Source organism: Streptomyces sp. Je 1-79 (assembly GCF_025195125.1).
Classification (GTDB): domain Bacteria; phylum Actinomycetota; class Actinomycetes; order Streptomycetales; family Streptomycetaceae; genus Streptomyces.
This window is the reverse complement of sequence record NZ_JAMGSL010000011.1, coordinates 48096-73768: the sequence shown is the minus strand read 5'-3', so window position 1 is coordinate 73768 and position 25673 is coordinate 48096. Positions and strand designations below refer to the sequence as shown.

Sequence of the window (25673 nt, the reverse complement as noted above, 5' to 3'; positions counted from 1 at the left end):
CCGTACAGGCAGTCCTCATGCCGAAGGGCGTGTACCGGCCCTGCACCCCTAGACGTTCGGCAGCGCCGCCACCGCCGCCTGGGGCCGGATCGGGAGGCGGTTGACCGGGCGCCCCGTTGCCGCGCGGACCGCTGAGGCCACCGCTGCCGGGGACGTGACCACGGGCACCGCGCTCGCCGCCTTCGCGCCGAAGGGGGCCACCACGTCGCGCTCCTCGACGAGTTTCACGATCCGGATGTCCGGGGCGTCCAGGGCCGTCGGCAGGGCGTAGCCCGTCAGGTCCGGGTGGCGCAGGAGGCCGCGGGCCGTGCGGAGGTTCTCCGTGAGGGCCGCGCCGACGCCCTGGGTGACGCCGGCCTCGATACGGGTGGCCAGCTGCGCCGGGTTGAGGACGCGGCCGACGTCCTGGGCGACGGCCATCTCCACCACGCGGACCGCGCCCAGCTCGATGTCGACGTCGACCACCGCGCGGATCGCGCAGAACGCGAGGCCCACGAAGGCGTCGCCCTGGCCCGAGTCGTCCAGGGGCTCGGTCGGGTGGGGGCGGCACTGGGCCGTGGCCCAGAGCTCCTTGCCGTCCATCGCCTCCGTGACCGTGGTCGACAGGACCCCGTCGTACGACGTGATCTTGCCGTCCGTGATCTGGAGGAGCTCCGTCGACATCCCGAACTTGTGGGCCAGCGGCTGCAACAGCTGCGTGCGGACCATCTTCGCCGCCCGCTCGACCGCGCCGCCCGACACCCATGTGTGGCGGCCGTGCGTCGCCGGGCCGGCCGGCGGCTGGTCCGTGTCCACCGAGGCGACATGGACCTCCTCGATGCCCAGCGTCTCCTGGACGATCTGGCGCGCCAGCGTCGAGAAGCCCGAACCGGTGTCCACGGCCGAGCAGATGACCGTCGCCACGCCGTCGTGGACCTTCACCGTCGCCGTCGAGACCTCGTCCGCGCCCTCCGCGCCGAGCATGTGGACCATGCCGACCGCGTAGCCGACGCCCCGGCGCACCGCGCCCGGCTCGCCCGCGCCCTCCGGACCGCCCGGGAGCAGCCAGTCCTCCTCCGGGGTGTCCATCGGCAGGGACGGCAGGGGGAAGTCACGGACGGCGGCCAGCAGTTCGGCCACCGGGGCCGGGCAGGTCACCGTCTGGCCCGTCGGGAGGATGTCGCCGGTCGCCAGGACGTTGCGCAGCCGTACGTCGACCGGGTCGACGCCCAGCTTCGCCGCCAGCTTGTCCATCTGCGCCTCGTACGCCGCGCAGACCTGCATCGCGCCCTCGCCCCGCACATGGCCGGAGGGCGGGTTGTTCGTACGGACCGCCCAGCCCTCGATGAAGGCGTGCGGAACGACGTACGGGCCGCAGGCGAAGGCCACGGCGGCGGCGAGGGACTCCGAGGACGCGTCGGCGTAGGCACCGGCGTCCAGCAGGATCTGCGCCTCCACCTTCACCAGCCTGCCCTCGGCGTCCGCGTGGTGGCGGTAGCGCAGCAGGGTCGGGTGCCGGTGGGCGTGGCCGAGGAAGGACTCCTCGCGCGTGGCGGTGAGCTTGACCGGGCAGCCGGTACGCAGCGCCAGCAGGCCCAGCGGGATCTGGAAGCCCGGGTCGTCACGGTCGCCCGTCGCTCCCGGGACGCCCGTCACGACCACCTTGACCTGGTCCGGCGCGAGGCCGAAGCAGGCGGCCGCCAGGTTCCGGTCGGTGTGCGGGTCGGTGGAGGCCGTGTAGATCTCGACCCCGCCGTCGGGGCGCGGGACGGCGAGACCGGCCTCCGCTCCGATGGGGGCCGGGTCCTGGCGGCCGATCCGGTAGAGGCCCTCGACGACGACCTCGCCCGCCGCCTCGGCGTCGCCGAACCGCAGCGGGATGTGGCGGATCAGGTTTCCGTCGGGGTGCAGCGCCTCGGCGGCGAAGGCCTTCTCCGGGTCCGTGACCGGCTCGAGGAGCTCGTACTCGACGGCGATGGCCGCCGCCGCGAGCCGGGCCGTGTCCGGGTGGTCCGCCGCGACCGCGGCGATCGCCTCGCCGTGGTGGCGGACCAGGTCCGACGCGAAGACGGGACGGTCGGCGACGGTCCTGCCGTACGTCGCGTCCCCGGGCACGTCGGCGTGGGTCACCACGGCCCGTACGCCGGGCATGTCGGCCGCCGCCGTCGTGTCGATCGAGACGATCCGGGCGTGCGGGTGCGGGGAGCGCAGGATCGCCGCCCACAGCAGGCCCTCGGCCCACAGGTCGGAGGCGTACGGGAACGTGCCCTCGGTCTTGGCCCGCGCGTCGGCCGACGGGAGGGAGGTGCCCAGGCCGTGGGCCACCGGCTCCTGGTCGACGTCGAGCGCCGACGCGGCCGTCGCGGGGGTGGCGGTGGTCGCGTCGCTGCTCACGCCGTGCCTCCGTCGTGCGGGTGGGGAATCTGGTGCGGGATGCGCGCTTCGTCCGCCGTCGCGGCGGCCTGCGCGTCGCGCTCGGCGACGACCTCCCGTACGGCGTCGAGCACGCCTCGGTAGCCCGAGCACCGGCACAGGTTGCCGCAGAGTGCCTGGCGGGTCTCCAGCTCGGTCGGAGCGTGGTTCCCCTCCAGGAGGTCATGCACGGTCATGGCCATGCCCGGCACGCAGTAGCCGCACTGGACGGCCCCGCAGCGGGCGAGGGCGCGCTGGACGTCCGACGGTTCGCCGTCGGTCGCCAGGCCCTCGACCGTACGCACCTCGCTGCCGGCGGCCGTCGCCGCGGGCACCAGGCAGGAGGCCACGAGCCGGCCGTCGACCTGGACGTTGCACGCGCCGCACTCGCCCTGCGAGCAGCCGTCCTTGGCACCGGCCAGGCCGAGCCGCTCGCGCAGGACGTAGAGCAGCGACTCGCCGATCCAGGATTCCGTCACCGGACGGTCGGCGCCGTTCACCCGCAGGACGTACGAGATGTGCGGGTGCTCGTCGCTGTCCGCGCTGTTGCCCGTGGAGGGGGCGGGGTCCGGTTCGCCGGCCGCCCGGCCGGGGCCATCGGCGGCGGTCGCCGCAGCGTCCGCGTCCGACATCCCGGGCGTGTCCGCGTACTCCGACGTCCGCGCGGTCCCGGCCGCCTCGGCCGCCTCGGGGTGCGCCCCGGCCTCCGCGTGGCCCTCGGAGCCCTCGGGGCTCTCCGTCGCGTCCGTCTCGGAGTCCGCGGCCGCCGTGTCCCCGTCCGCCGGCTCCTGGACCGCCCACGGCGCCGGCGCGCCGCCCGGCAGGGTCGCCGGAGCGCTGCCGGCGTACTGCGCCAGCATCGAGGCGGTGTACTCGCCCGACTCGTCCGAAGCGTCGGGCCCGTCCGCCACGACCGGGATCCTCCACTGCCCGGTCGACGCCGGCTCGGGCGTCTCGCCCGCCCCGGCGAAGTTCCACTGGCCGGTCCCGTGCGGATCGGGCTGCCCCGCGTCCGCGAAGTTCCACTGACCCGTCGCGTGCGGGTCGGCACCGCCCGCCGGCTCCGTCGCCCCGGGCCCCGTGTACTCCGGCCCCATGGCCTCGGAACCCATGTACGCCGCACCCATGGCCTCGGACCCCATGTACTCCGGCCCCACGGCCTCCGACCCCACGCCCTCCGGAGCCGTCGTCTCCGCGGCCGTCGGCGGCTGCACCACCCACTGGCCCGTCGCCGCCGGGTCGGTGCCCGCGGCAGGGGTGAGCGGCGTCAGCGGCATGATCATCGGCGGTACGTAGCCGTGGCCGGGGGCCTCCAGCGGGACGCCGTCGAGCATGAAGTCGGGCGGCAACTGCACGAACGCCGTGGCGTCGCCGTCGTACCCCTCGCTCTGCGGGATCGGCTCCCAGCCGCCCCCGCTCGCGTTCCCGTTCGGTTCGTCGCTCACGACAGCGCCCTCCCCAGTGCCCGTCGAGCCAGCGCGGCGACCGTGCGCCGCAGGTGCAGTACGGCAGGTGGCAGCTGCTCGTCGCCCGGCGGGTCCGGGATACAGGCGGCCGCCACGTACTCGCCGAACGCCGTCAGCGCCTCGGGGGCGAGCCCCCGGTCGCCGTCCCAGTCGACCAGCGAGGCGATCCAGTGCTCGGCCTCCAGGGGCCGCAGCGGCATCGGGGCGATCGCGCCGACCGCGCAGCGCACCCCGCGCCTGGCCGGGTCGAGGACGACGGCGACGGAGGCGGTGGCGCGCGCCGGGCCGGTGCGGCCGGTCGCCTTGAGGAAGACCTGCGGGGCGTGCAGGAGGGGCACGCGGACGAACGCGACCAGCTCGCCGGGGGCGAGCAGGTCACGGCCGGCCAGCAGGTGGGAGACGGGGATCTCGCGCGTGCCGTGCGGACCCATGACGACGAGGTCCGCCTCCAGGGCGGCCAGGACGGGCAGTGAGTCACCCGTGGGCGCCGCGGTGACGACGTTGCCGCCGAGGGTGCCCGCGTTGCGGATCTGGGGCGGCCCCGCGGCGCGCGCGGCGGCGGCGAGGGCGGGGATGAGGGCCGCGAAGTCCGGGCGGCCCATCCGGGCGTGGGTGAGGCCGGCGCCGAGGAGGGCGTGACCGTCCTGGTACTGCCAGCCGCGGATCTCGTTGATCCGGCCGAGGCCGACCAGGCCGGCGGGCCTGAGCTGCCCCTTGTTGACGGCCGCCATCAGGTCCGTGCCGCCCGCGACCGGTACGGCGGCGGGCATGGCCGCCAGCGCCGCCACGGCCTCGTCGAGCGAGGCGGGCAGCGTCACGGACTGCGCCGTCTGTGGTGCGTGCGTGGTCAACCCGCTGCCCCTTCCCGGTGTCCCCGGCGGTCCCCGACTCGTCCCCGGCTGTCGCGCCTGTGTGGGCGTACCGTACGTGCTCACAGCCCGGACGTGGCAACTCTGGCACATCTTCCGAGCCGTCCGACGCGAGGGTCCGCGAAGGACGGTTCCGTCCAGGAAGCCCCACCAGGCACGGTAACTTCCGTTTTGCCGCTCTTGGGTGACGTGGGGACGCGAGGTGCCTCACACGATCGGGGGCGCTCCTTCGAGGGGCCTGCCGAGGACGCCGGGGCGCTGCTGCCACGGCCGCGGTCCGGTGGGCGGCCGGTAGTCGACGCCGAGGGCGTCGAGGCGCCGGTAGTGGGTGTCCATCCGGTGTTCGAAGCCGGCGAAGTCCCGCTCCCCGGGCGCGGGGAGGGCGGACCAGGCGACCTCGGCGAAGGCGGCGAGGCGCGGGAAGACCTGGTAGTCGACGCGGGAGCGGTTCTCCATGACCTCGGTCCACACGTTGGCCTGGGTGCCCAGGACGTGGGCGGCCGCCTCGGGGCTCAGGCCGGGCGGCACGGGCTCGAAGCGGTAGACGTCTTCCAGGGTCCGCACGTACCCGATGGGCATCGGCTCGTCCTCGCCCGGCGCCTGACGGTGGTCCAGGTACACCTGCTGCTCGGGGCACATGACGACGTCGTGTCCGGCCTCGGCGGCGGTGACCCCTCCCCCGTACCCCCGCCAGGAGGACACGGCCGCACCCGGCGCCAGGCCGCCCTCCAGGATCTCGTCCCAGCCGATCAGCCGGCGGCCCCGGTCGGCGAGCCAGCGGTCGAAGTGGCGGATGAACCAGGACTGGAGCTCGTTCTCGTCGGCGAGTCCGAGCTTCTTGATGCGGGCCTGGGCCGTCGGTGACTCCTTCCACTGGTCCTTGGGGCACTCGTCGCCGCCGACGTGGACGAAGGTGGACGGGAAGAGCTCCAGGACCTCCTCGAAGACGCCCTCGTAGAAGCGGAGGGTGGCCTCGGTGGGCGCGAGGACGTTCGGGTTGACGCCCCAGGTGTCCCAGACGGTGAGGGCGGCCGTGTCGACGACATCGGTGTTGCCCAGTTCGGGGTAGGCGGCGATCGCGGCCTGCGAGTGTCCCGGGACGTCGATCTCGGGGACGACGGTGATGTGCCGCTCGGCGGCGTACGCGACGATCTCGCGGATGTCCGCGTGGGTGTAGTACCCGCCGTGCGGGGTCTCGTTCCAGAGCGGCGAGGCCCGGTGCCCCCACTTGGTGCGGGCGCGCCAGGCGCCGACCTCGGTGAGCCGGGGGTGGCGCTCGATCTCGACCCGCCAGCCCTGGTCGTCGGTGAGGTGGAGGTGGAGGACGTTGAGCTTGTGGGCGGCCATCAGGTCCAACTGCCGCAGGATGTCGTCCTTGGGCAGGAAGTGGCGGGCGACGTCGAGCATGAGCCCGCGCCAGGGGAAGCGGGGGCCGTCCTCGATCGTCAGTCCCGGAAGGTCCCACGCGGCCCGGCCGGCCGGCGCCCTGCGGCACGCGTCGGGCCCGAGCAGCTGACGGAGCGTCTGGACGCCCCAGAACACCCCGGCCGCGCTCCCGCCGGCGACGAGCACCGCCACGTCGTCGGCGGAGCCGGCCGTGGAGAGGCGGTAGCCCTCGGGGCCGTACGCCTCCTCGACCTCGGGGTCGACGCGCAGCCGGATCGCGCGCGGGCCCGCGCCGGGCGCGAACGGCAGTCCGGTGGCGGCGCCGAGCGAGGACCGCAGCCAGCGCGCCACGCCCTCGGTGCCGGGCCCGGCGTCGAGGGTGGTGTCCTCGTCAAGCGGGACGCGGCCGGGCTTCGCCGCCCGGACGTCGAGTGCGCGGGGCGCGGGGATCAGCGGCTCGTGCAGGTCGTCGGTCATGGGATCGGCCTTTCGGGAGCGGACGGCGTGGGAGAGGGGGCGCGGGGGGGCCGGGCGGCGGCCCGTCAGTCCTTCACGGCCCCGCCCAGTCCGGAGACCAGACGGCGCTGTACGAGTACGAAGAAGACGAGCACCGGAATCGTCATGACGGTCGATCCCGCCATGATTCCTCCCCAGTCGTTCTCGTCCGGCTTGAAGAAGACCAGCAGGGCCATCGGGAGGGTCGACTGCGAGGTGTCGCTGATGAGGAACGACTTCGCGAACAGGAAGTCGTTCCAGGTCGAGATGAACGAGAAGACGCTCGTCGCCACGAGACCCGGGAAGACCAGCGGGAAGAGGATCTGCCACAGGAAGCGCGTACGGCTCGCGCCGTCGATCTGGGCCTGTTCCTCCAGCGCCTCCGGGACCGCCTTGACGAAGCCGCGCAGCATCCAGATCGCGAACGGGAGCGAGAAGGCGAGGTGCGGCAGGACCAGCGAGCCCAGGGTGTTGAGCTGGCCGAGGTCCCGCATGAGGAAGAAGAGCGGGATCGTCAGCGCCTCGACCGGCACCATCTGGGCGACCAGGAACATCACGAGGAGCGTGGTCCGGAATCGGAAGCGGAAGCGGGTCACCGCCGTCGCCGCGAGGAAGGCGATCAGTGCGGACGCGAGGACGACCGTGCAGGCGACGGCAAGGGAGTTGAGGAAGTACCGCCCGAAGTCCTGCTGTTCGAAGACGCGCCGGAAGGAGTCGAGGGACGGGGACAGGGTCCACGGCCGCGGATGGGCCGACTGGATCTCGCCGGCCGGTTTGAAGGCCGAGAGGACCATCCAGTACAGCGGGAAGGCGACCACGGCCGCGACGAGGAGGGCGGCGGCCTCCGCCGCGAGGCGCCCGGGGCGGCGGATGCGGAACGCGCTCACAGTTCTTCTCCCTGGCGGCGCAGCAGTCGGAGGTACACCAGCGTCACGGCCAGCAGGATCAGCAGCATGACGACGCCGATCGCCGAACCCAGGCTGTACTGGGAGGAGGCGAAAGCCTTCTGGTACGCGTACACGTTGAGGACGAGGTTCTGGCCGGCGATGCCGCCACCGCCCGTCATCACGTAGATCTGGGTGAAGACCTTGAAGTCCCAGATGATCGACTGGATGGTGACGACGACGAGGATCGGCCGGAGCATCGGCGCGGTGACCGAGCGCCAGATCCGCCACTGCGAGGCGCCGTCGAGCGCCGCGGCCTCCAGGACCTCGGAGGGGATGGCCTTGATGCCCGCGTAGACGGTGACCATCACGAACGGGAACGAGCACCAGACGACCTCGAAGAGGACCAGGGCGAAGGCGCTGTACCGGCCGTACGTCCAGGAGAAGTCGCCGAGTCCGAGCAGCCGGTTGACCGGGCCGAAGTCGGGGTCGAAGAGGAAGACCCAGACCGTGGAGCCGGTGACCGCGGGGGTGGCCCAGGCGCCGAGCGCGGCGAGCATCAGCGCGAGCCGGGGCAGGGCCCGTACGCGGGTCAGGAGCACCGCGAGGGCGCAGCCCACCGCGAGGGTGGTGACGACGCAGGCGGCGGCGAAGAGGACGGTGGCGAGGAGGACCTGCCAGAACTGCGGGTCGGAGAAGAGGGCGGTGTAGTTGCCGAAGCCCTGGAAGGAGGTGGGTTCGCCGCCGCTGACCTGGGCCTGGGTGTACTCCAGGAAGGAGATGAGCCCGAGCTGGTAGATGGGGTAGACGAGCAGCCCGCCGAGGACGACGAGCGCGGGGAGCAGGTAGAGCCAGGGTGTCCGGCCGGACCGTCCCCGGGGGCCGCCCGGGCGGCGCGGCCGGCCCGGGCGGCCGGGGCGCGCGGCGGGTGCCGTGCGCCCCTTGGCGGTGTCCGTGGTGGTCAGGGTCATGACGGTCAGCCCGCGGCGGCGAACGCCGCGTCCATCTTCTTCGCCGCGTCGTCCGAGGCCGTCCTCACGTCCTTACGGCCGCTGACGATCTCCTGGAACATCGTCGGCAGCACCTGCGAGGCGTCGATCTGGCCCCAGCCGGGGGACGCGGGGACGAACCGGGTGCCGGCGCCGAGCGTGGCGATGAAGGGCTTCACGAAGGGCTCCTTCTCGGCCGTCGCCGCCCGTACGTCGGTGAAGGTCGGCAGGAAGCCCATGGCGTCGAAGAGCTTGCCCTGCGTCTCCTTGCCGGCGAGCGACTTCATCAGGTCGACGGCGAGGGTGCGGTGCGAACTGCTCTTCATCACGCCGATGTTGTTGCCGCCCGCGAAGGCCGGGGCGATCGAACCGGGGGTGAGGCCGGGCAGGGGCACGACGGCGTACCTGCCCTTCGCCTCGCCCGCGTCGACCGCCGCGCGGACGAAGTCGCCGCCGATCACCATCGCGGCCTTGCCGGAGGCGAAGGCGGTGACGGTCGCGTTGCCGCCCATCTGGGCGCACTTGGCGGCCGGACAGTTGTCGTCGCCGAAGAGCGAGGTGTACGCGGTGATGCCCTTGCGGGCGGCCTCGGTGTTGACGGCGCCCCGGTACGAACCGCCTTCCTCCGTGGCCAGTTCGCCGCCGTTGGCCCAGACGAACGGCATCGCGCCGTAGGTGTTGGCGCCGCCGACGGCCATGCCGTACATCTCCGGCTTCGCCTTGTGGATCTTCTTCGCGGTGGAGATGAGCTCGTCCTGCGTCTTGGGGGCGGCGAGGCCGAGCTCCTTGAAGACGTCGGTGCGGTAGTACAGCGCGCGTACGCCGACGAAGAGGGGCGCGCCGTAGACCTTGCCGTCCACGGTGACCGAGGACTTGGCGGTGGGGTCGGTGTCCTTGGCCTCGGCCCAGGCGCCGAACTCGGCGCTGACGTCGGCGAGTCCGCCGTCCTTCACGTAGCCGGCGGTGTCGGTGTTGCCGTACTCGATGACGTCGGGCGCGGAGTTCGGGTCGTTGAAGGCGGCCTTGACGCGCTGGGCGCGGGTCTCGACGGGGATGTACTCGACCTCGACCTCCGCCCCCTCGTGGCGCTGCTCGAAGGCGGCGACGGCGGCGTCGACGACCTGCTTCTTCGGCGCGTTGTCGACCTCCTGGAAGAGCCAGACGCGCAGGGTGCCGCTCTTCTCGTCGGCCGAGGCCTTGCCGTCGGAGGTCTGCGGGGCGCAGGCGGTGGCGGTCAGACCGGCGAGCACAAGTGCGGTGACGGTGGCGGCGATGGGGGTCCCCCCTGCTCGAGCGAAGCCGAGAGCTTGGGGGAGGGCAGGAAGCTTCAAGACGGGTCCCCTCCGGTGGTGTTGCAACATACGCAACAGGCGTTTCGTGCTGCACAACACGCGAGAGGTTAGGGGTGGACCAACTCCCGGACAAGTGGTCTCAACCACTCTGTGACCGGCGGAAGCAGCCCGTGCAACGCGCCACCGAAGGGCCTCGACGCGAACGGCCCCGCACTCGCACACGCGAACGGCCCCCGGCACACGCACCGAGGTGCGCGCGCCGGGGGCCGTCCCGACCGCAAGGACCGTCCCGGGGGCCACCCCGGGGCACGGTCCTACTTCTTGTCCTTGCCGCCCTTGTCCTTGTCTCCGCCGCCGGAGCCCATGGACTCGTAGATCTCCTTGCACATCGGGCAGACCGGGTACTTCTTGGGATCACGCCCCGGCACCCAGACCTTTCCGCACAGTGCGACCACGGGAGTGCCGTCGAGGGCGCTCGCCATGATCTTGTCCTTCTGGACGTAATGGGCGTAGCGCTCGTGGTCACCGTCGCCGTGGGAAACCTGCGGCGTCGGCTCGACGAGTGTTCCCGTACCTGCCCCGCGCTCGGGCTCGAGAGTGCTCATGGAAACCAAGGGTACTGGGGTCCGGACGTGTCAGTTGAGCGAAGGGTCGTCCGGGTACGTCGCCACCATCGCGAGGTCGCTCCGCTGGCGGCGCAGCACCTCGCGCCACAGTGTCTCCGGGCGCGGCGAGGAGACGTCGCCCGGTTCGGACTCGACGACGTACCAGGCGCCGTCGCCGAGCTCGGTCTCCAGCTGACCCGGGCCCCAGCCCGCGTAGCCGGCGAAGATCCGGAGGGAGCCCAGTGCGGGACCGAGCAGTTCGGGCGGGGTCTCCAGGTCGACGAGGCCGATCGCGCCGAAGACCCGGCGCCAGCCCAGCGGGCCCTCGTCGCCGGGGATCACCGCGAGGCCGAGGGCCGCGTCCAGGGAGACCGGACCGCCCTGGAAGACCACGCCCGGCTCGCCGGCGAGATCGGCCCAGGGAGCGAGGATGTCACCGACCGTGACCGGGGTCGGCCGGTTCAGGACAACGCCGAGGGAGCCCTCGTCGTCGTGGTCCAGCAGGAGCACCACCGCCCGGTCGAAATTGGGGTCGGCGAGGGCGGGGGTGGCGACGAGCAGCCGTCCTGTGAGCGAGGACACCTCGGTCATGCGACACATGATCCCGCATCTTCGCCCTCCGCGGGGCCCGACCGGCAGAGTGAGGACGGACCGGCGGCCCGCGCAGTTCAGAGGGGTCGCGACCCGCCTCCGGGGGCCGGAAACGGACGGTGACACTCCGCAAGATCACGTGAACGGAGGGTGTTGTGCCGAATTCATTACATCTGTGTGGTGCCCTGAGGCTTCCTAGCGGGGGGCCTACGCCCCTTACCCTTTTCCCTGGCCCCCTGCCCGACCCGACCGGAACGCGAGATTCATGACCGGCACAGACGATGTACTGCTTGTCCACGGCGGCACCCCGCTGGAGGGCGAGATCCGCGTTCGCGGCGCGAAGAACCTCGTGCCCAAGGCGATGGTCGCCGCCCTGCTCGGCAGCGGGCCGAGCAGGCTGCGCAATGTGCCCGACATCCGTGACGTCCGCGTGGTCCGCGGACTCCTCCAGCTGCACGGGGTGACGGTCCGCCCCGGCGAGGAGCCGGGCGAGCTGGTCCTCGACCCGACGCACGTCGAGTCCGCCAACGTGGCCGACATCGATGCCCACGCCGGTTCGTCGCGCATCCCGATCCTCTTCTGCGGCCCGCTGCTCCACCGCCTCGGCCACGCCTTCATCCCGGGCCTGGGCGGCTGCGACATCGGCGGCCGGCCGATCGACTTCCACTTCGACGTGCTGCGCCAGTTCGGCGCGACGATCGAGAAGCGGGCGGACGGCCAGTACCTGGAGGCCCCGCAGCGGCTGCGCGGCACCAAGATCCGGCTCCCGTACCCCTCGGTCGGCTCGACCGAGCAGGTGCTGCTGACCGCGGTCCTGGCGGAGGGCGTCACCGAGCTCTCCAACGCGGCCGTGGAGCCGGAGATCGAGGACCTCATCTGCGTCCTGCAGAAGATGGGCGCGATCATCTCCATGGACACCGACCGGACGATCCGGATCACCGGTGTGGACCGTCTCGACGGCTACACGCACCGGGCGCTCCCGGACCGCCTGGAGGCGGCCTCCTGGGCGTCGGCGGCGCTGGCGACCGAGGGCAACATCTACGTCCGCGGCGCGCAGCAGCGGTCGATGATGACGTTCCTCAACACGTACCGGAAGGTGGGTGGCGCCTTCGAGATCGACGACGAGGGCATCCGCTTCTGGCACCCGGGCGGCTCGCTCAACGCGATCCACCTGGAGACGGACGTGCACCCCGGTTTCCAGACCGACTGGCAGCAGCCGCTGGTGGTGGCCCTGACGCAGGCCGCGGGCCTCTCCATCGTCCACGAGACGGTGTACGAGTCGCGGCTCGGCTTCACGTCGGCGCTGAACCAGATGGGCGCGCACATCCAGCTGTACCGCGAGTGCCTGGGCGGCTCGGACTGCCGCTTCGGCCAGCGCAACTTCCTGCACTCGGCGGTCGTGTCGGGCCCGACGAAGCTCCAGGGCGCCGACCTGGTGATCCCGGACCTCCGCGGCGGCTTCTCGTACCTGATCGCGGCGCTCGCGGCCCAGGGCACGTCCCGGGTCCACGGCATCGACCTGATCAACCGCGGCTACGAGAACTTCATGGAGAAGCTCGTGGAGCTGGGCGCGAAGGTCGAGCTGCCGGGCAGCGCGCTGGTCTGACGCGCCACGCGGCCGTACGAGGGCCGACGGACCCCTGACGGGGGTCTGTCGGCCCTCGCCGCCGTTTCCGGCCCTGTGGGCGTCTCCGGGGGCCAGGGGCGCCCCGGGGCGCGCGCACCGCGTACGGCACGTCCAGGCGGCCCTTCCGGGGCGGCACGCCCCTGTGCGGGCCGTAGGCGGGCAGACGAGAGGGCGGCCACCCCCTGACAGGGTGGCCGCCCTCTCTGTCGCCTACAGCCCCGCGTGGGTGCCTTCGGCGGTGTGCCTGCAGGCTTACTTGCCCTTGGCGGCTTCCTTGAGCTTCGAGCCCGCGGAGACCTTCACGCTGTAGCCGGCCGGGATGTTGATCGGGTCGCCGGTCTGCGGGTTACGAGCGGTGCGAGCGGCACGGTGGGTGCGCTCGAAGGTCAGGAAGCCGGGGATGGTGACCTTCTCGTCGCCCTTGGCGACGACCTCGCCGACGGTCTCGGCGAGAGCGGCCAGCACGGCGTCGGCGTCCTTGCGGGTCACCTCGGCGCGGTCGGCCAGGGCGGCCACCAGCTCACTGCGGTTCATGTTGTTACTCCCGTGTTCTTCTTGCCTGTGAGGCGTGCCACGCGGCGGAGCCGCATGTATGGGCACAGCGAAGCCGATGCTGCCAGGGCCCTCGGACAGTCCCCGGACCCGGGTCTGGTGACAGACCCTCGCGCCCGAATAGGCATCCTGCCCCCACCAGCGGCGGGAACGCCAATCCGGCACCCTCTGGGGTCACACGAAAAGCGCCACGGGCTCTGGCGTGGTGACGTTCCGTCGACTCCGCCGAAACTCTTTGGAGCCGAAGCGCCACCCTACGGCGGATCTACGGCGCGACGCCCGGCGACGCGCCGTTCCGACGGCGGGCCCGGGGCCTTTCACGGCCTTGTCCCGGCCCGCCGTACGTCGTGAGCGGGGCTCTCTCAGAGCCCGCCCGTCCCGTGGTCGGCACCCGCGCCGGCCGCCTTCGCCGCCGTGCGGACGGCGCCCGCGACCGCGCCGGCGACCTTGTCGTTGAAGACCGACGGGATGATGTAGTTCGGGTTCAGCTCGTCCTCGGTGACGACGTCGGCGAGCGCCGCGGCGGCCGCGAGCATCATCTCCGTGTTGACCGTGCGGGACTGGGCGTCGAGGAGACCGCGGAAGACGCCCGGGAAGACCAGCACGTTGTTGATCTGGTTGGGGAAGTCCGAGCGGCCGGTGGCCACAACGGCCGCCGTCTGACGGGCGATTGCCGGGTCGACCTCGGGGTCGGGGTTCGCGAGCGCGAACACGATCGCGTCCTCCGCCATCGCGGCGACGTCGTCCGCGCCGAGCAGGTTCGGGGCCGACACGCCGATGAACACGTCCGCGCCGACGACGGCCTGCTGGAGGGTGCCGGTGACGCCCTCGGGGTTGGTGTTGTCGGCGATCCAGCGCAGCGGGGTGCCGGGCGCGGCCTCGACGAGGTCCTCACGGCCGGCGTGGACGACACCGTGGATGTCGGCGACGACGGCGTGCTTGACGCCCGCGGCGATGAGCAGCTTCAGGATGGCCGTACCGGCGGCGCCGGCGCCGGACATGACGACCCGTACGTCCCCGACGCTCTTGCCGACGACGCGCAGCGCGTTGGTGAGGGCGGCGAGGACGACGATCGCGGTGCCGTGCTGGTCGTCGTGGAAGACGGGGATGTCGAGGGCCTCGCGCAGGCGGGCCTCGATCTCGAAGCAGCGGGGGGCGGAGATGTCCTCCAGGTTGATGCCCGCGAAGCCGGGGGCGATGGCCTTGACGATCGCGACGATCTCGTCGGTGTCCTGGGTGTCCAGGCAGATCGGCCAGGCGTCGATGTCGGCGAAGCGCTTGAACAGGGCCGCCTTGCCCTCCATGACCGGCATCGCGGCCATCGGGCCGATGTTGCCGAGGCCGAGGACGGCGGAGCCGTCGGTGACGACCGCGACGGTGTTGCGCTTGATGGTGAGGCGGCGGGCGTCCTCGGGGTTCTCGGCGATCGCCATGCACACGCGGGCCACGCCCGGGGTGTAGATCATGGAGAGGTCGTCGCGGTTGCGGATGGGGTGCTTGGACGCCATCTCGATCTTGCCGCCGAGGTGCATCAGGAACGTACGGTCGGAGACCTTGCCGAGGACGACACCCTCGATGGTCCGCAGCTGCGCGACGATCTCGTCGGCGTGCGCGGTCGAGGTCGCGGCGATGGTGACGTCGATCCGGAGCTTCTCGTGGCCGGAGGCGGTCACGTCGAGGCCGGTGACGGAACCGCCGTGGGACTCCACCGCCGTGGTGAGCTGGGAGACCGCGGTTCCGCTCGCGGGAACCTCCAGCCGGACCGTCATCGAGTACGAGACGCTGGGCGCCGTTGCCATGGCCGAGTTCCTCTGCTTTCCCTAGCTTCGTTGCTACGCCGCCCCGGCTGGTTGCCTGGCAGCGCCCTCCGATCGTCGCACCTACCAGCCGGTAGCAGGTAATGCGGTCATTTTGTTTTCGGAAAGTAGTTTCCACCATACGAGAAGTTGGGGAGAAACAGAAGAGGTCCGCGTCACCCGGGGGTGACACGGACCTCTTCTGTATGTACGTACAAGGTGGCACCGACCCGCCATGCTCGCCTCGCGGCAAGTGGTCCCTCTAAGGGACGAAGGTTGGGCCCGGGGGCTTGGATCGAGCCGGTGCCATAGACAGGCTAACAAACCACCCTGGTAAGTGATTCCTGCGACGCATGTTGACCTGAAATCAGTCCCTGAGCAGGTCGGGAACCCCGTCCGCGTCCGGCACGTCCCGGGCGCCCGAGACCACCGTCAGCTGCTGGGTGGCCCGGGTCAGCGCCACGTACAGGACCCGCAGACCCGCCGGGGACTCGTCCGCGATCTCGGCCGGTGAGGCGACCACGGTGGCGTCGTACTCCAGGCCCTTGGCCTCCAGGGAGCCCAGCGCCACCACCCGGTCGCCGAGGTCGGCCAGCCAGCCGGCGGCCTGCTCACGGCGGTTCATGGCGACCACGACCCCGACCGTGCCGTCCACACGTTCGAGCAGCCGCCGCGCCTCCGCCCGTACGGTTCCGGCCAGATCGTCCTTGCTCGAAACCGCCACGAACCGGGGCTCCACACCGGTCGAGCGGACCGCGCGCGGCGACTCCTTTCCGGGCATGGCGAGGGCGAGCACCTTGGCGGCCAGTTCGGCGATCTCGGCGGGGTTGCGGTAGTTCACGGTCAGCTCGAAGCGGCGGCGCGGGCGGCTGCCCAGCGCCTCGTCACGGGCCTCCGCGGCCTCGTCCGGGGTGGACCAGGAGGACTGCGCCGGGTCGCCGACGACCGTCCAGGTCGCGTGCCGGCCGCGCCGTCCGACCATCCGCCACTGCATGGGGGTCAGGTCCTGCGCCTCGTCGACGATGACGTGCGCGTACTCGGTGCGCTCCGCCGCGAGCCGCTCGGCCCGCTCGCGCTGCGTCTCCTCCCGTACGGGCATCAGCTCCTCCAGCCCTGTCAGCTGGTCCAGCGGGTCGTACTCCCGCCTCTTGCGCGGCCGGGCCGGGGCGCCGAGGAGGGTGTTCAGCTCGTCGAGGAGCGCCACGTCGTGCACGGAGAGACCGTCGCGGCGCAGCGAGCGGGCGAGCCGACGGACCTCGCCCTGGTTGAGGACGCGCCGGGCCCAGCGGCCCAGGCGCTTCTCGTCGCCCATCGCGTCGAGGACCTGCCGGGGGGTGAGCTCGGGCCACCAGGCGTCGAGGAAGGACAGGAAGGAGTCCTCCGTGGAGACGTCCTCGTCGAAGGAGGAGCGCAGCTCGGCGGCGAGCTCGGGGTCGCTGTGCCGGCCCACGGCGCCGGACTTGGCGTACAGGGCGTCGAGCAGCAGCCTGCGGGCGCGCGGGCGCAGCAGGTTGACGGGGGCGGAGCCGCCCAGGACGTTGTGCCGGATGCGCTGGAGGTCGTCCGCCTCCAGCTCCAGGCGGCGCCCGAAGGCGACGACCCGCAGGCGGGTCGGGGTGCCGGCGGGCGCCGGGGCGGCCTCCTCCTCGCCGAGGGAGAGCTGGGCCTGTGCCCTGGGTGCGGGGGTCTCCAGCGCTCCGCGGGCCGCCTTGCGCAGGACGGCGAGCATCCGGGAGGAGCCCTTGATCCGGGCGACGGCCGGATCGTCGTACGTGGTGGCCTCGATGCCGTCCACCAGCGAGCCGAGCGCGCGGATGGCGACCTGGCCCTCCTCGCCCAGCGAGGGCAGCACGCCCTCGGTGTACGAGACGAGCAGCGGCGTCGGGGAGACGATCAGGATGCCGCCCGCGTAACGGCGCCGGTCCTGGTAGAGCAGGTAGGCCGCCCGGTGCAGGGCGACCGCCGTCTTTCCGGTGCCCGGGCCGCCCTCGACGTACGTGACGGAGGCGGCGGGCGCGCGGATGACCAGGTCCTGCTCGGCCTGGATGGAGGAGACGATGTCGCGCATGGTGTGGCTGCGGGCCTGGCCGAGCGCGGCCATCAGGGCGCCGTCGCCGATCACCGGCAGCTCGTGCCCGTCGAGGGTCGCCTTCAGCTCGGGGCGCATCAGGTCGTCCTCGACGCCGAGGACCTTGCGGCCCTTGGAGCGGATGACCCGGCGGCGCACCACGCGGCCGGGGTCGACCGGCGTGGAGCGGTAGAAGGGCGCCGCGGCGGGTGCCCGCCAGTCGATGACCAGCGGCGCGTAGTCGGAGTCGAGGACGCCGATCCGGCCGATGTGGAGGGTCTCGGCGATCTCGGCCGTGCCGTCGGGCCGTACGGCGTCCTCTGCGGGCTCGACGGAGGTGTACGCGCCGTCGGGGCCCTTCTTGCCGTCCTTGCCGTACAGCAGGTCGATCCGGCCGAAGAGGAAGTCCTCGAACTCGTTGTTGAGCCGGTTCAGGTGCACGCCGGCCCGGAACACCTGGGCGTCCCGCTCGGCGAGCGCTCCCGGCGTGCCGACCTGGCCGCGTTTGGCGGCGTCGTTCATCAGGAACTCCGCCTCGTGGATCTTCTCCTCGAGGCGGCGGTAGACCTTGTCCAGATGTTCCTGCTCGACACCGATCTCACGGTCCCGGACCGTATCGGTGGCGTCCATGGCGACCATGGCCTCCACGGCTTCCTGCGCGGCCACTGAGGCCCCCTTCTGACGTGCACTGGGCAGCCGTCGAGCGTACGCCACAGGGGGGCAAAATGTCAGGCCTCGACCTCCACGAGGCGTTCGCCGTCGAAGGTCCGGACCTCGAAGTGGTCGATGTCGTTGCGGTCCATGGCCGCTCCGCCGTGCACGTACAGCGGGTTCTTGGCGCTCTCCAGCGTGGCGCCGGGGATGCCGTACCCCCACTTCGGCACCGCCCAGGAGGTCACCGTCTCCTCCTCGCCGCTCTTGGAGACGGCGACGAGCCGGCACTTCAGGGGGCCCTTGACGTTCTTGAGCTCCAGGACGGTGTGGGTGCCCCAGCCCTTCTTCTCCAGGCCGACGGTCGCGCTGATCTTCGTCGTCGGGTCGGTGGCCTCGATCTTCTCGTCCATGTGGTGGAAGAAGGCGTCCTCGGCCGGGCTGGTGGGATGCGGTTCGACCGCCTGGTTCTCCCGCTCGCCGCCGGAGGTGGCGACGACCGCGACGGCGGGCCCGCCGATGACGAGGACCGCGGCGGCCGCGACGAGGTACAGGGAGCGGCGGCGACGGCTCGCGCGCTTGGCACCCACCTCGTCGATCAGCCGGTCGAGGAGCTCCGGACCGGGCGGGGCGCCGACGGCGTGCAGGGCCACGGGAGCGCCCGGGGCGCGGCGGGGGCCGGGCGGGGCGGGCGGCCGGGGCGCGAAGTCGTCGAAGGCCTTCTCGGCGTACGGGTCGATCATCGACGGGCCGAAGGCGGCCGGGGCGTCCGCGTCCGCCAGCATGGCGAGCATCGGCTCCATCCCGGCGAACTCCTCCACGTGCGCGGCGCAGAGCTCGCAACCCGCCAGGTGCGCCTCGAAGGCGACGGCTTCGACATCGTCAAGGATGCCGAGTACGTACGCACCCGCGGCGTCGTGCGGCGGTGTCATGCCGCTGCTCATGCCGAAACCCCCCTCTCCTCCAGCGCGATTTTCATGGAACGAAGTGCGTAGAACACTCGGGAACGCACGGTCCCGGCAGGTATGCCGAGGGTCTCGGCCGCCTCATTGACCGTACGCCCCTTGAAGTAGGTCTCGACCAACACTTCCCGGTGGGCGGGCGTCAAATCTTCGAGAGCGTCAGAGAGCGTCATCAGCCACAGCGCCTTGTCGATCTCGTCCTCCGCGGGCAGGACCTCGAGCGGTGACGGATCGACCTCCTGGGGCCGGGCCTGCCGGCTTCGGTGGCCGTCGATGACGATGCGCCGGGCAACCGTCACAAGCCAAGGTCTGACGGAGCCGGTAGCCCGGTTGAGCTGGCCGGCGTTCTTCCAGGCACGGATGAGCGTCTCCTGTACGACGTCCTCGGCACGCTGGCGGTCGCCGGCGACGAGGCGGAGTACATAGGCGAGCAGGGGCCCGGCATGTTCGCGGTAGAGAGCACGCATCAACTCCTCGTCAGGGACGTCGGGGCGGTTGCGTGACACCTCGCTGCGATGCCGGGCCCGATGCGGACGTTCATCGGCCACGGCCGCATCCTTGCGCACCACGAACCTCCCGGTCGAGACCCTGTCTGTCGTGGAGAGGTACGGAGCCCGGGCGGGTTCGACTCAACGACGTGCGAACTTTTTCCGGGATTCCTCAGACGGTCGCGTTCGCCCGCCGGGCTGCCCGATGCCGGGCAACACGCTCCCGGTTTCCGCACGCCTCGCTGGAGCACCAGCGGCGGCGGCGCCCCCGTGAGGTGTCGAGGTAGCAGCGGCGGCAGTCGTCGCCCTCGCAACGGCGGAGCAGGGCACGGGCGTCCGGGTCGGTGAGCAGGTCGACGGCGTCGCGGGCGACGGCGGCGAGCAGCGCGCGGCAGTCGGGCACGTCGCTCAACGCCCGTACGAGCCCGCCGGTCTCGGTGCGTACGGCGCGGGGGGCGGGGGGCGCGGAGGCTGCGGCGAGGGCGTTGAGCCGCTCCAGGGCACGGTCGGCGCGGCGGCCGTCGAGCTGGGAGTGGACCAGTTCGCCGACGCAGTCGCGCAGTTCGCGGAAGCGCACGACCCAGGCGGTGTCGAGCGCGCGCAGCGGCGTGGCGGCGGGAACGAGTCCGGTGGCACGCAGGAAGACGTCGAGGTCCCGGGTGTGGTCGAGCGGCTCTGCGGCCAGGTCCAGGCAGATCCGGCCGGACTCGAACCGTACGGTCATGACCCTGTCACCACCTCGCGCATCGGAAGCGGGCGCCCAGCCAGGGTGCTCCCGATCGCCGGGTTCGGCTAGGGGGCGTGTTACGGAGGATGCGTCGGGCCGGACTGTGCGCGGGGGCACTTGTCCTGACGGCAGTGGCGGCGTGGCAGCTGCGGGGCGGGGCGCGGGCGGGGGCGGTCGCCCGTACGCCGGGCCCCGTACCCCCGTACGGCCAACCGCCCTGCTAGCCGTCGTACTTGGTGTCCGCCGCCGGGTCCAGCGCCAGCCGGTAGCCGCGCTTGACCACCGTCTGGATCAGCTTCGGCGTGCCCAGCGCCGTCCGCAGCCGGGCCATCGCCGTCTCCACCGCGTGCTCGTCCCGGCCCGCGCCGGGCAGGGCGCGGAGCAGGTCGGCCCGGGAGACGACCCAGCCCGGGCGCCGGGCCAGCGTGGCGAGCAGCGCCATCCCGGCGGGCGGGACCGGGCGCAGGGAGCCGTCCACCAGGACCGCGTGCCCCCGGATCTCGATGCGGTGGCCGGCCACCGGAAGGACGCGCGCCCGGGACGGGAGTTCCTGGCAGAGCAGCTGCACCAGCGGCCCGAGCCGGAACCGCTCGGGCTGGAGGGTGTCGATGCCGTGCGCCTGGAGCGGCAGCGCCGTCACCGGCCCCACGCACACCGCGAGCACGTCGTGCCGCAGCGCTTCGAGGAGTTCGGCCCTGGCCCCCCGGTCCTCCGCCCGGGTCAGCAGGGACGCGGCGGCCGGTGCGCTGGTGAAGGTCACCGCGTCCAGCGTGCCGGACAGGATCCCGTCCAGGAGCCGGTCGAGCGGGCCGATGTCCTCGGGCGGCATCCACCGGTAGACCGGTACGCCGACGACCTCCGCGCCGCCCGCCTCCAGCGCCTCCACAAAGCCCGGCAGCGGCTCCCCGTGCAGCTGGAGCGCGATCCGCCGCCCCGCCACCCCCTCGCCCAGGAGCCGGTCGAGCACCTCGGCCATGGACTCGGAGGACGGCGACCACGACTCCGTGAGCCCCGCCGCCCGTACGGCTCCCTTGACCTTGGGACCGCGGGCGAGGAGTTCCACGCCCCTGAGGCAGTCGAGGAGTGCCTCGCCGTGCCCCCAGCCGTCCGCCGCCTCGACCCAGCCCCGGAAGCCGATCGCCGTCGTGGCGACGACGACGTCCGGGGCGTGGTCGATGAGTTCCTTCGTCGCGGCGAGCAGTTCCGTGTCGTCCGCGAGCGGCACGATCCGGAGTGCCGGGCCGTGGACCACGGCCGCGCCCCGGCGGCGGAGAAGCGTGCCCAGCTCGTCGGCGCGGCGGGCCGCGGTGACGCCGACGGTGAACCCGGCGAGGGGCCCCTGCTCTTGCTCGTTCATGACGACCGAGCCTGACGCCGATGCGTGTCGGGCTCGGTTCGCCGGTATTTCCTGGCCGTTACGGACCACTCCGGATCACACCTCGGCGTAGCCGAGCTGCGGCTTCGTCTCTCCCGAGGCACCCGCGCCCTCGGCCGTGTCCGGGACGACGGCCGGCCGGCGAAGGTATACCGCCCAGGTGACGACCATGCAGGCCGCGTAGAAGAGCAGGAAGGCGACGAAGGCCGCCGTGCCGCTGCCGACGGTCTGGAAGGACTGCCGGAAGGCCAGGTTGATACCGAGCCCGCCGAGCGCGCCCACGGCCCCGATGAGGCCCATGGCGGCCCCGGAGAGCCTGCGGCCGTACGCCTCCGCCTCCTCGCCCCTCAGGCCCTTGCTGTGCCCCTGCGAGAGGAAGATCGCGGGGATCATCTTGTACGTGGAGCCGTTGCCGAGTCCGCTGAGGACGAAGAGTGCGGTGAAGCCGACGAGGAAGACGGTGAGCGACTCGACGACGGAGGCGTAGACAACCACTCCGGTCGCCGCGGCCATCCCGGCGAAGTTCCCCAGGGTGATGCGGGCACCGCCGTACTTGTCGGCGAGCGAACCGCCGAAGGGCCGGATCAGCGAGCCGAGGAGCGGGCCGATGAAGGTGAGCGAGGCGGCCTGGAGCGGGGTGCGTCCGAACTGGGTCTGCAGGACGAGGCCGAAGGCGAAGCTGTAGCCGATGAAGGAGCCGAAGGTGCCGATGTAGAGGAAGGCCATGATCCACGTGTGGCCGGCCCTCACGGCCTCCTTCGCGGCTCCCGTGTCGTTCTTCACCGGGGCGAGGTTGTCCATGAAGAGCGCGGAGCACAGCGCGGCGACGACGACGAGCGGGATGTAGACGCCGAGGACGATCCGCGGGTGCAGGGCGCCGGCGGTGCCGATGACGAGCAGGCCGACGAGCTGGACGACGGGGACGCCGATGTTGCCGCCGCCCGCGTTGAGCCCAAGCGCCCAGCCCTTCTTGCGCAGCGGGAAGAAGGCGTTGATGTTGGTCATGGAGGAGGCGAAGTTGCCGCCGCCGACCCCGGTGAGCGCGGCGACCAGCAGGAAGGTGCTGTACGAGGTGCCCGGCTCCATCACCGTGTAGGCGACGCCCGTCGGCAGGAGGAGCAGCAACGCGCTGAAGACCGTCCAGTTCCGGCCGCCGAAGCGGGCGACCGCGAAGGTGTACGGGATGCGGATGAGCGCTCCGACGAAGGTGGCGGTCGCGATCAGGAAGAACTTGCCCGCGGGGTCGATGCCGTACTGCGGTCCCATGAACAGGACCATGACCGACCACAGGCTCCATATGGAGAACCCGATGTGCTCGGAGAAGACGGAGAAGAGGAGATTGCGCCGCGCGATCCGCTCCCCTTGTTCACGCCAGAAGGTCTCGTCCTCCGGCTCCCACCGTTCGATCCACCGGCCGCCCATCACGTACCTCCACGGTGTCGGGTCCCGAGCGTCCAGATGCTCTGGACCTCTTGCGGAAGAGGCTAGTCAGACCGCGTTTCAGACCGGTGGCGGGAAGTGACGGGTGCGGAACCTTGCTCTCACCCGGGGCGGGGGCGGGGTGTGAGTACGGACCGGGGGCGCCGTCGGCCGCGGGACCCGGCGCGGGCCGCCGCACCCCCGCTCAGGGGCCGGGGACCCCCGGCTCGTCCTCGGGGAGCCAGAAGTTCGCGGGGCGGTCCAGCCAGCCCTCGCGCCCGCCGATCTCGGCCGCGGCGGTGCGCAGCGCGTCCAGGCCGGGGTGGCGCAGTCCCTTGCGCCAGACCAGGCTGACCGGGGAGAGCGGGACCGGGTCGACGAGGGGCCGCAGCACGCAGCCCGGCATCGGCGGGAAGTCGACGACCGCCAGGACGGGCACGCGGAGCTTGGCCATGATCCGCTGGAACTCCTCCTTCCCCACCGCCATCGGCGCGGGCGGCGCGACGGCTATGCCGTGCCCCGCGAAGAGCCGGGCGGCCAGGTCGGTCCACTCCGGGGTGCGGTCGTTGCCGGCGCCCGCGTAGACGCTCTCGCCCCGGAGTGCGGCGAGCGGCACCGCCGCCAGGTCCGCGAGCCGGTGGTCCTCGGGCAGGACCACCGCCATCGGCTCGTACCGGACGAAGTGCGAGGCGAGCCGCCCTCGCGTGCCCGCGTCGAGGCCCCCGAACCGCCCGAAGGACACATCGAGCGTGCCGGCGAGGATCTGCGCCGCGGCCCCGGTCAGCCCGCTCTCGTAGCGGGCCATCAGCTCCTGCTCGGGGGCGAGTTCGCGCGCCCGCTCCAGGACCCGGCCCTGGGCGAGGCCGGTGCTGTTGAGGTCGACGAGCAGGGGCCTGGCGGACGCCCGGAACGCGTCGGCGAGTTCGTCGCAGGCGGCCAGCACCCGGCGGGCGTACGGCAGGAGCCGGACGCCGTCCGGGGTGAGTGCCACCTGACGGGTGGTCCGTACGAACAGCTCCGTGCGCAGGTCCCGTTCCAGCCGCCGGATGTCGCGGCTGAGGGCCTGCTGGGCGATGTGGAGGCGGGCGGCGGCACGGGTGAAGTGCAGCTCGTCGGCGACGGCGGTGAAGGCGCGCAGGAGCCGGGGTTCGACGGCGTACGAAGTGACCACCCGGCATTTAACAACACTGCCGCGTGAATGGCCACGGATCAGGTGTTGGACCGGGGCAGGGGGCTCCCCGGAGGCTTGTCGCATGCCGCACCACGACCTCACGCTCACCCCCGCGGGCCCGGCGCTCGCCCCGCGCTTCCACGAGCCCCACACCCCCGCGGGCCCGGCGCTCAACGGCGTCCCCTCGACGGAACGCCCCGCCCGCACCGGCCCCTACCGGCGGCTCTTCGCCACCCCCGGCGCCCGCGCGTTCACCCTCGGGAACCTGATAGCCCGGCTGCCCATGGGCATGTTCGGCGTCAGCGCGGTGATCATGATCGCGGGGGCGTACGGCTCGTACGCGCTCGCGGGCGCCGTCACCGCGACGGGGATGGCCGCCACCGCCGTCGTCGCCCCCTGGACCGCGCGGCTCGTCGACCGGCACGGACAGGCCCGGATCGCCGTCCCCGCGACGGCGCTGGCCGCGCTCGGCTCGCTGGCACTGCTGCTGTGCGTGCACCACCGGGCGCCGGTCTGGACGCTGTTCGCCGCGTACGCCGCGACCGCGACCTGCCCCAACACCGGGGGGATGTCCCGCGCCCGCTGGGCCCATCTCCATCGGAACGACCCCGCGGCGCTGCACACGGCCAACGCCTTCGAGCAGGCCGTCGACGAGCTGTGCTTCATGCTGGGCCCGGTCCTGGCGGCGTTCCTGTGCGCGGCGCTCTTCCCGGAGGCGGGCACGCTGGCCGGCGCGGTCCTGCTGTTCACCGGCGTCCTGGTCTTCGCGGCCCAGCGCTCCACCGAGCCCCCGGTCACACCCCGCTCCGCCACCACGCCCGGCTCCCTCCTGCGCGTGCCGGGCACCGCTCCCCTGCTGGGGGTCTTCCTGGCGACGGGCGCGGTCTTCGGCGCGATGGAGGTCGTGACGCTCGCGCACGTGGACGGCCCGCTCGCCGGCCCGGTCCTGGCCCTGCAGGCCACGGGCTCCTGCGTGGCCGGTCTGGTCTACGGCCGTAGGGGCCGCGCGGTCCGGCTGCGCAGCTGCCTCCTCGCGATGACCTGCCTGATGACGCTGCCGTTCCTGGGGGCCTCGACCGGCTCCCTGCTCGCCCTGGCGGCCGGTCTGCTGGTGGCGGGCATGGCGACGGCCCCGACGCTGGTCACCGGCATGGCGCTGGTCCAGCGCCTGACCCCGCCGGGCCGGCTCAACGAGGGGATGACCCTCGCCGTGACCGCGCTCCTCGCGGGCATCGCGGTCGGTTCGGCCACCGGCGGCTGGACGGCCGAGAACGCCCCGTCGACGGTGTACGCCTTCCTGGTCCCGGCGACCGCGGCGGCTCTGGCCCTCGTACAGGAGGCGGCCCGGGGAAAGACAGAGGCCCGGCGGTCGTCGTGACGACTGCCGGGCCTGTGCCCACATGGGATGAGTGGAGATGGCGGGAATCGAACCCGCGTCCAACGGTGCAGAATCAGGGCTTCTCCGTGTGCAGTCCGCTACGAGTTTCTCAGCCCCGGAGATCACGCGGACAAGTCTCCGACGGGCTCAGTCACTGTTTGATTTCCCTCAGGCCCCCGTGACCGGGGCTAGAGGTTTAGATCCCTGAATGACGCCAGGATCCGGGTCGGGACCATCCCCGGGCTGACGCTCCTCACAGAGGCTTCGTCTCGTTACCTAAAATTAGGCAGCGAGGGCGAAGCGGGAGTTATCGCTCTTGGAGTTGGCGATTATTGGTTGCGACATATGGTTTACGAGATCATTGCCGCTTCCTCGACACGCTTCCCCTGCTTCGACATCCGCTGTCGAAACCGATCATCCCCATGTTGATTTTTCAATGCGTGCACCCGCTGTGAGGTGCGAGTCCCATGGTACGTGACGACCGCGTACGG

The 25673-nt window shown here is 72.3% G+C and carries 20 protein-coding genes and 1 other RNA gene; 2 read left to right on the top strand and 19 right to left on the bottom strand.

The window, feature by feature from the left end:
• Positions 1 to 48: 48 nt before the first annotated feature.
• The 9 genes from M5362_RS23035 to M5362_RS22995 all read right to left on the bottom strand — a co-directional run bounded on the left by M5362_RS23035 (position 49) and on the right by M5362_RS22995 (position 10968).
• Positions 49 to 2373 carry a molybdopterin cofactor-binding domain-containing protein gene (locus tag M5362_RS23035; protein WP_260229611.1) on the bottom strand — a complete coding sequence of 775 codons (2325 nt, stop codon included), beginning with the start codon at positions 2371 to 2373 and terminating at the stop codon, positions 49 to 51.
• The gene (locus M5362_RS23030; RefSeq protein ID WP_260229610.1) at positions 2370 to 3836 is read right to left on the bottom strand and encodes a 2Fe-2S iron-sulfur cluster-binding protein; all 1467 of its coding nucleotides are present in this window, start codon (positions 3834 to 3836) and stop codon (positions 2370 to 2372) included. Before M5362_RS23030 ends, M5362_RS23035 begins: the two co-directional genes overlap by 4 nt.
• Positions 3833 to 4708 (bottom strand): xanthine dehydrogenase family protein subunit M, encoded by an 876-nt coding sequence (locus tag M5362_RS23025; protein ID WP_260229609.1) that lies wholly within the window; start codon positions 4706 to 4708, stop codon positions 3833 to 3835. The genes M5362_RS23030 and M5362_RS23025 overlap by 4 nt, the downstream gene beginning before the upstream one ends.
• Before the next feature lie 225 nt (positions 4709 to 4933).
• Positions 4934 to 6589, bottom strand: coding sequence for a beta-N-acetylhexosaminidase (locus M5362_RS23020; protein ID WP_260229608.1), 1656 nt, complete (start codon positions 6587 to 6589; stop codon positions 4934 to 4936).
• A 65-nt stretch (positions 6590 to 6654) separates the two neighbouring features.
• Positions 6655 to 7494 carry a carbohydrate ABC transporter permease gene (locus tag M5362_RS23015; protein WP_260229607.1) on the bottom strand — a complete coding sequence of 280 codons (840 nt, stop codon included), beginning with the start codon at positions 7492 to 7494 and terminating at the stop codon, positions 6655 to 6657.
• A complete protein-coding gene (locus M5362_RS23010) occupies positions 7491 to 8462 on the bottom strand; it encodes a carbohydrate ABC transporter permease (RefSeq protein WP_260229606.1) in 972 nt (323 codons plus the stop codon). Before M5362_RS23010 ends, M5362_RS23015 begins: the two co-directional genes overlap by 4 nt.
• Positions 8463 to 8467: 5 nt before the next feature.
• Positions 8468 to 9754 (bottom strand): extracellular solute-binding protein, encoded by a 1287-nt coding sequence (locus M5362_RS23005; RefSeq protein WP_260229777.1) that lies wholly within the window; start codon positions 9752 to 9754, stop codon positions 8468 to 8470.
• Positions 9755 to 10086: 332 nt separating this feature from the next.
• Entirely contained in the window at positions 10087 to 10377 is a 291-nt protein-coding gene (locus M5362_RS23000) for a DUF3039 domain-containing protein (RefSeq protein ID WP_260229605.1), read from the bottom strand.
• Between the two features lie 30 nt (positions 10378 to 10407).
• Positions 10408 to 10968: a YqgE/AlgH family protein gene (locus M5362_RS22995; protein WP_260229604.1), complete on the bottom strand. Its 561-nt coding sequence runs from the start codon at positions 10966 to 10968 to the stop codon at positions 10408 to 10410.
• A 265-nt stretch (positions 10969 to 11233) separates the two neighbouring features.
• Here M5362_RS22995 and murA point away from each other — a divergent pair, with 265 nt between their 5' ends.
• On the top strand, positions 11234 to 12574 hold the full coding sequence (murA, locus tag M5362_RS22990) for a UDP-N-acetylglucosamine 1-carboxyvinyltransferase (RefSeq protein ID WP_137989063.1): 1341 nt from the start codon (positions 11234 to 11236) through the stop codon (positions 12572 to 12574).
• 273 nt (positions 12575 to 12847) lie between these two features.
• Here the strand turns inward: murA and M5362_RS22985 are convergent, their stop codons facing one another.
• The 9 genes from M5362_RS22985 to M5362_RS22945 all read right to left on the bottom strand — a co-directional run bounded on the left by M5362_RS22985 (position 12848) and on the right by M5362_RS22945 (position 23804).
• Positions 12848 to 13129: an HU family DNA-binding protein gene (locus tag M5362_RS22985; RefSeq protein WP_017237029.1), complete on the bottom strand. Its 282-nt coding sequence runs from the start codon at positions 13127 to 13129 to the stop codon at positions 12848 to 12850.
• Between the two features lie 380 nt (positions 13130 to 13509).
• Positions 13510 to 14946 (bottom strand): NAD-dependent malic enzyme, encoded by a 1437-nt coding sequence (locus M5362_RS22980; RefSeq protein ID WP_260229603.1) that lies wholly within the window; start codon positions 14944 to 14946, stop codon positions 13510 to 13512.
• A 364-nt stretch (positions 14947 to 15310) separates the two neighbouring features.
• Positions 15311 to 17650 (bottom strand): UvrD-helicase domain-containing protein, encoded by a 2340-nt coding sequence (locus M5362_RS22975; RefSeq protein ID WP_260229776.1) that lies wholly within the window; start codon positions 17648 to 17650, stop codon positions 15311 to 15313.
• Between the two features lie 89 nt (positions 17651 to 17739).
• Positions 17740 to 18606, bottom strand: coding sequence for a zf-HC2 domain-containing protein (locus M5362_RS22970; RefSeq protein ID WP_260229602.1), 867 nt, complete (start codon positions 18604 to 18606; stop codon positions 17740 to 17742).
• Positions 18603 to 19190, bottom strand: a complete 588-nt coding sequence (locus M5362_RS22965; protein ID WP_260229775.1) for a sigma-70 family RNA polymerase sigma factor — start codon at positions 19188 to 19190, stop codon at positions 18603 to 18605. The genes M5362_RS22970 and M5362_RS22965 overlap by 4 nt, the downstream gene beginning before the upstream one ends.
• A 94-nt stretch (positions 19191 to 19284) precedes the next feature.
• A complete protein-coding gene (locus M5362_RS22960; protein WP_260229601.1) occupies positions 19285 to 19836 on the bottom strand; it encodes an ABATE domain-containing protein in 552 nt (183 codons plus the stop codon).
• A gap of 223 nt (positions 19837 to 20059) precedes the next feature.
• Positions 20060 to 21196, bottom strand: a complete 1137-nt coding sequence (locus M5362_RS22955) for a uroporphyrinogen-III synthase (protein ID WP_260229600.1) — start codon at positions 21194 to 21196, stop codon at positions 20060 to 20062.
• Between the two features lie 75 nt (positions 21197 to 21271).
• The gene (locus M5362_RS22950) at positions 21272 to 22636 is read right to left on the bottom strand and encodes a NarK/NasA family nitrate transporter (RefSeq protein ID WP_260229599.1); all 1365 of its coding nucleotides are present in this window, start codon (positions 22634 to 22636) and stop codon (positions 21272 to 21274) included.
• 202 nt (positions 22637 to 22838) lie between these two features.
• Positions 22839 to 23804, bottom strand: coding sequence for a LysR family transcriptional regulator (locus M5362_RS22945; protein WP_260229598.1), 966 nt, complete (start codon positions 23802 to 23804; stop codon positions 22839 to 22841).
• Positions 23805 to 23886: 82 nt separating this feature from the next.
• On the opposite strand from M5362_RS22945, the gene M5362_RS22940 reads away from it, so the two are divergent.
• Positions 23887 to 25182, top strand: coding sequence for an MFS transporter (locus M5362_RS22940; RefSeq protein ID WP_260229597.1), 1296 nt, complete (start codon positions 23887 to 23889; stop codon positions 25180 to 25182).
• A gap of 29 nt (positions 25183 to 25211) precedes the next feature.
• Here M5362_RS22940 and ssrA read toward each other — a convergent pair.
• Positions 25212 to 25604: a transfer-messenger RNA gene (ssrA, locus tag M5362_RS22935) on the bottom strand.
• Positions 25605 to 25673: the final 69 nt, after the last annotated feature.

Coding starts and splice junctions, on each gene's coding strand:
- M5362_RS22995 (WP_260229604.1), bottom strand. CDS start 10,968: ATGACCGAGGTGTCCTCGCTCACAGGACGGCTGCTCGTCGCCACCCCC.
- M5362_RS22985 (WP_017237029.1), bottom strand. CDS start 13,129: ATGAACCGCAGTGAGCTGGTGGCCGCCCTGGCCGACCGCGCCGAGGTG.
- murA (WP_137989063.1), top strand. CDS start 11,234: ATGACCGGCACAGACGATGTACTGCTTGTCCACGGCGGCACCCCGCTG.
- M5362_RS22940 (WP_260229597.1), top strand. CDS start 23,887: ATGCCGCACCACGACCTCACGCTCACCCCCGCGGGCCCGGCGCTCGCC.
- M5362_RS22960 (WP_260229601.1), bottom strand. CDS start 19,836: ATGACCGTACGGTTCGAGTCCGGCCGGATCTGCCTGGACCTGGCCGCA.
- M5362_RS23020 (WP_260229608.1), bottom strand. CDS start 6,589: ATGACCGACGACCTGCACGAGCCGCTGATCCCCGCGCCCCGCGCACTC.
- M5362_RS22970 (WP_260229602.1), bottom strand. CDS start 18,606: ATGAGCAGCGGCATGACACCGCCGCACGACGCCGCGGGTGCGTACGTA.
- M5362_RS22955 (WP_260229600.1), bottom strand. CDS start 21,196: ATGAACGAGCAAGAGCAGGGGCCCCTCGCCGGGTTCACCGTCGGCGTC.
- M5362_RS23010 (WP_260229606.1), bottom strand. CDS start 8,462: ATGACCCTGACCACCACGGACACCGCCAAGGGGCGCACGGCACCCGCC.
- M5362_RS22950 (WP_260229599.1), bottom strand. CDS start 22,636: ATGGGCGGCCGGTGGATCGAACGGTGGGAGCCGGAGGACGAGACCTTC.
- M5362_RS23000 (WP_260229605.1), bottom strand. CDS start 10,377: ATGAGCACTCTCGAGCCCGAGCGCGGGGCAGGTACGGGAACACTCGTC.
- M5362_RS22975 (WP_260229776.1), bottom strand. CDS start 17,650: ATGGTCGCCATGGACGCCACCGATACGGTCCGGGACCGTGAGATCGGT.
- M5362_RS22980 (WP_260229603.1), bottom strand. CDS start 14,946: ATGGCAACGGCGCCCAGCGTCTCGTACTCGATGACGGTCCGGCTGGAG.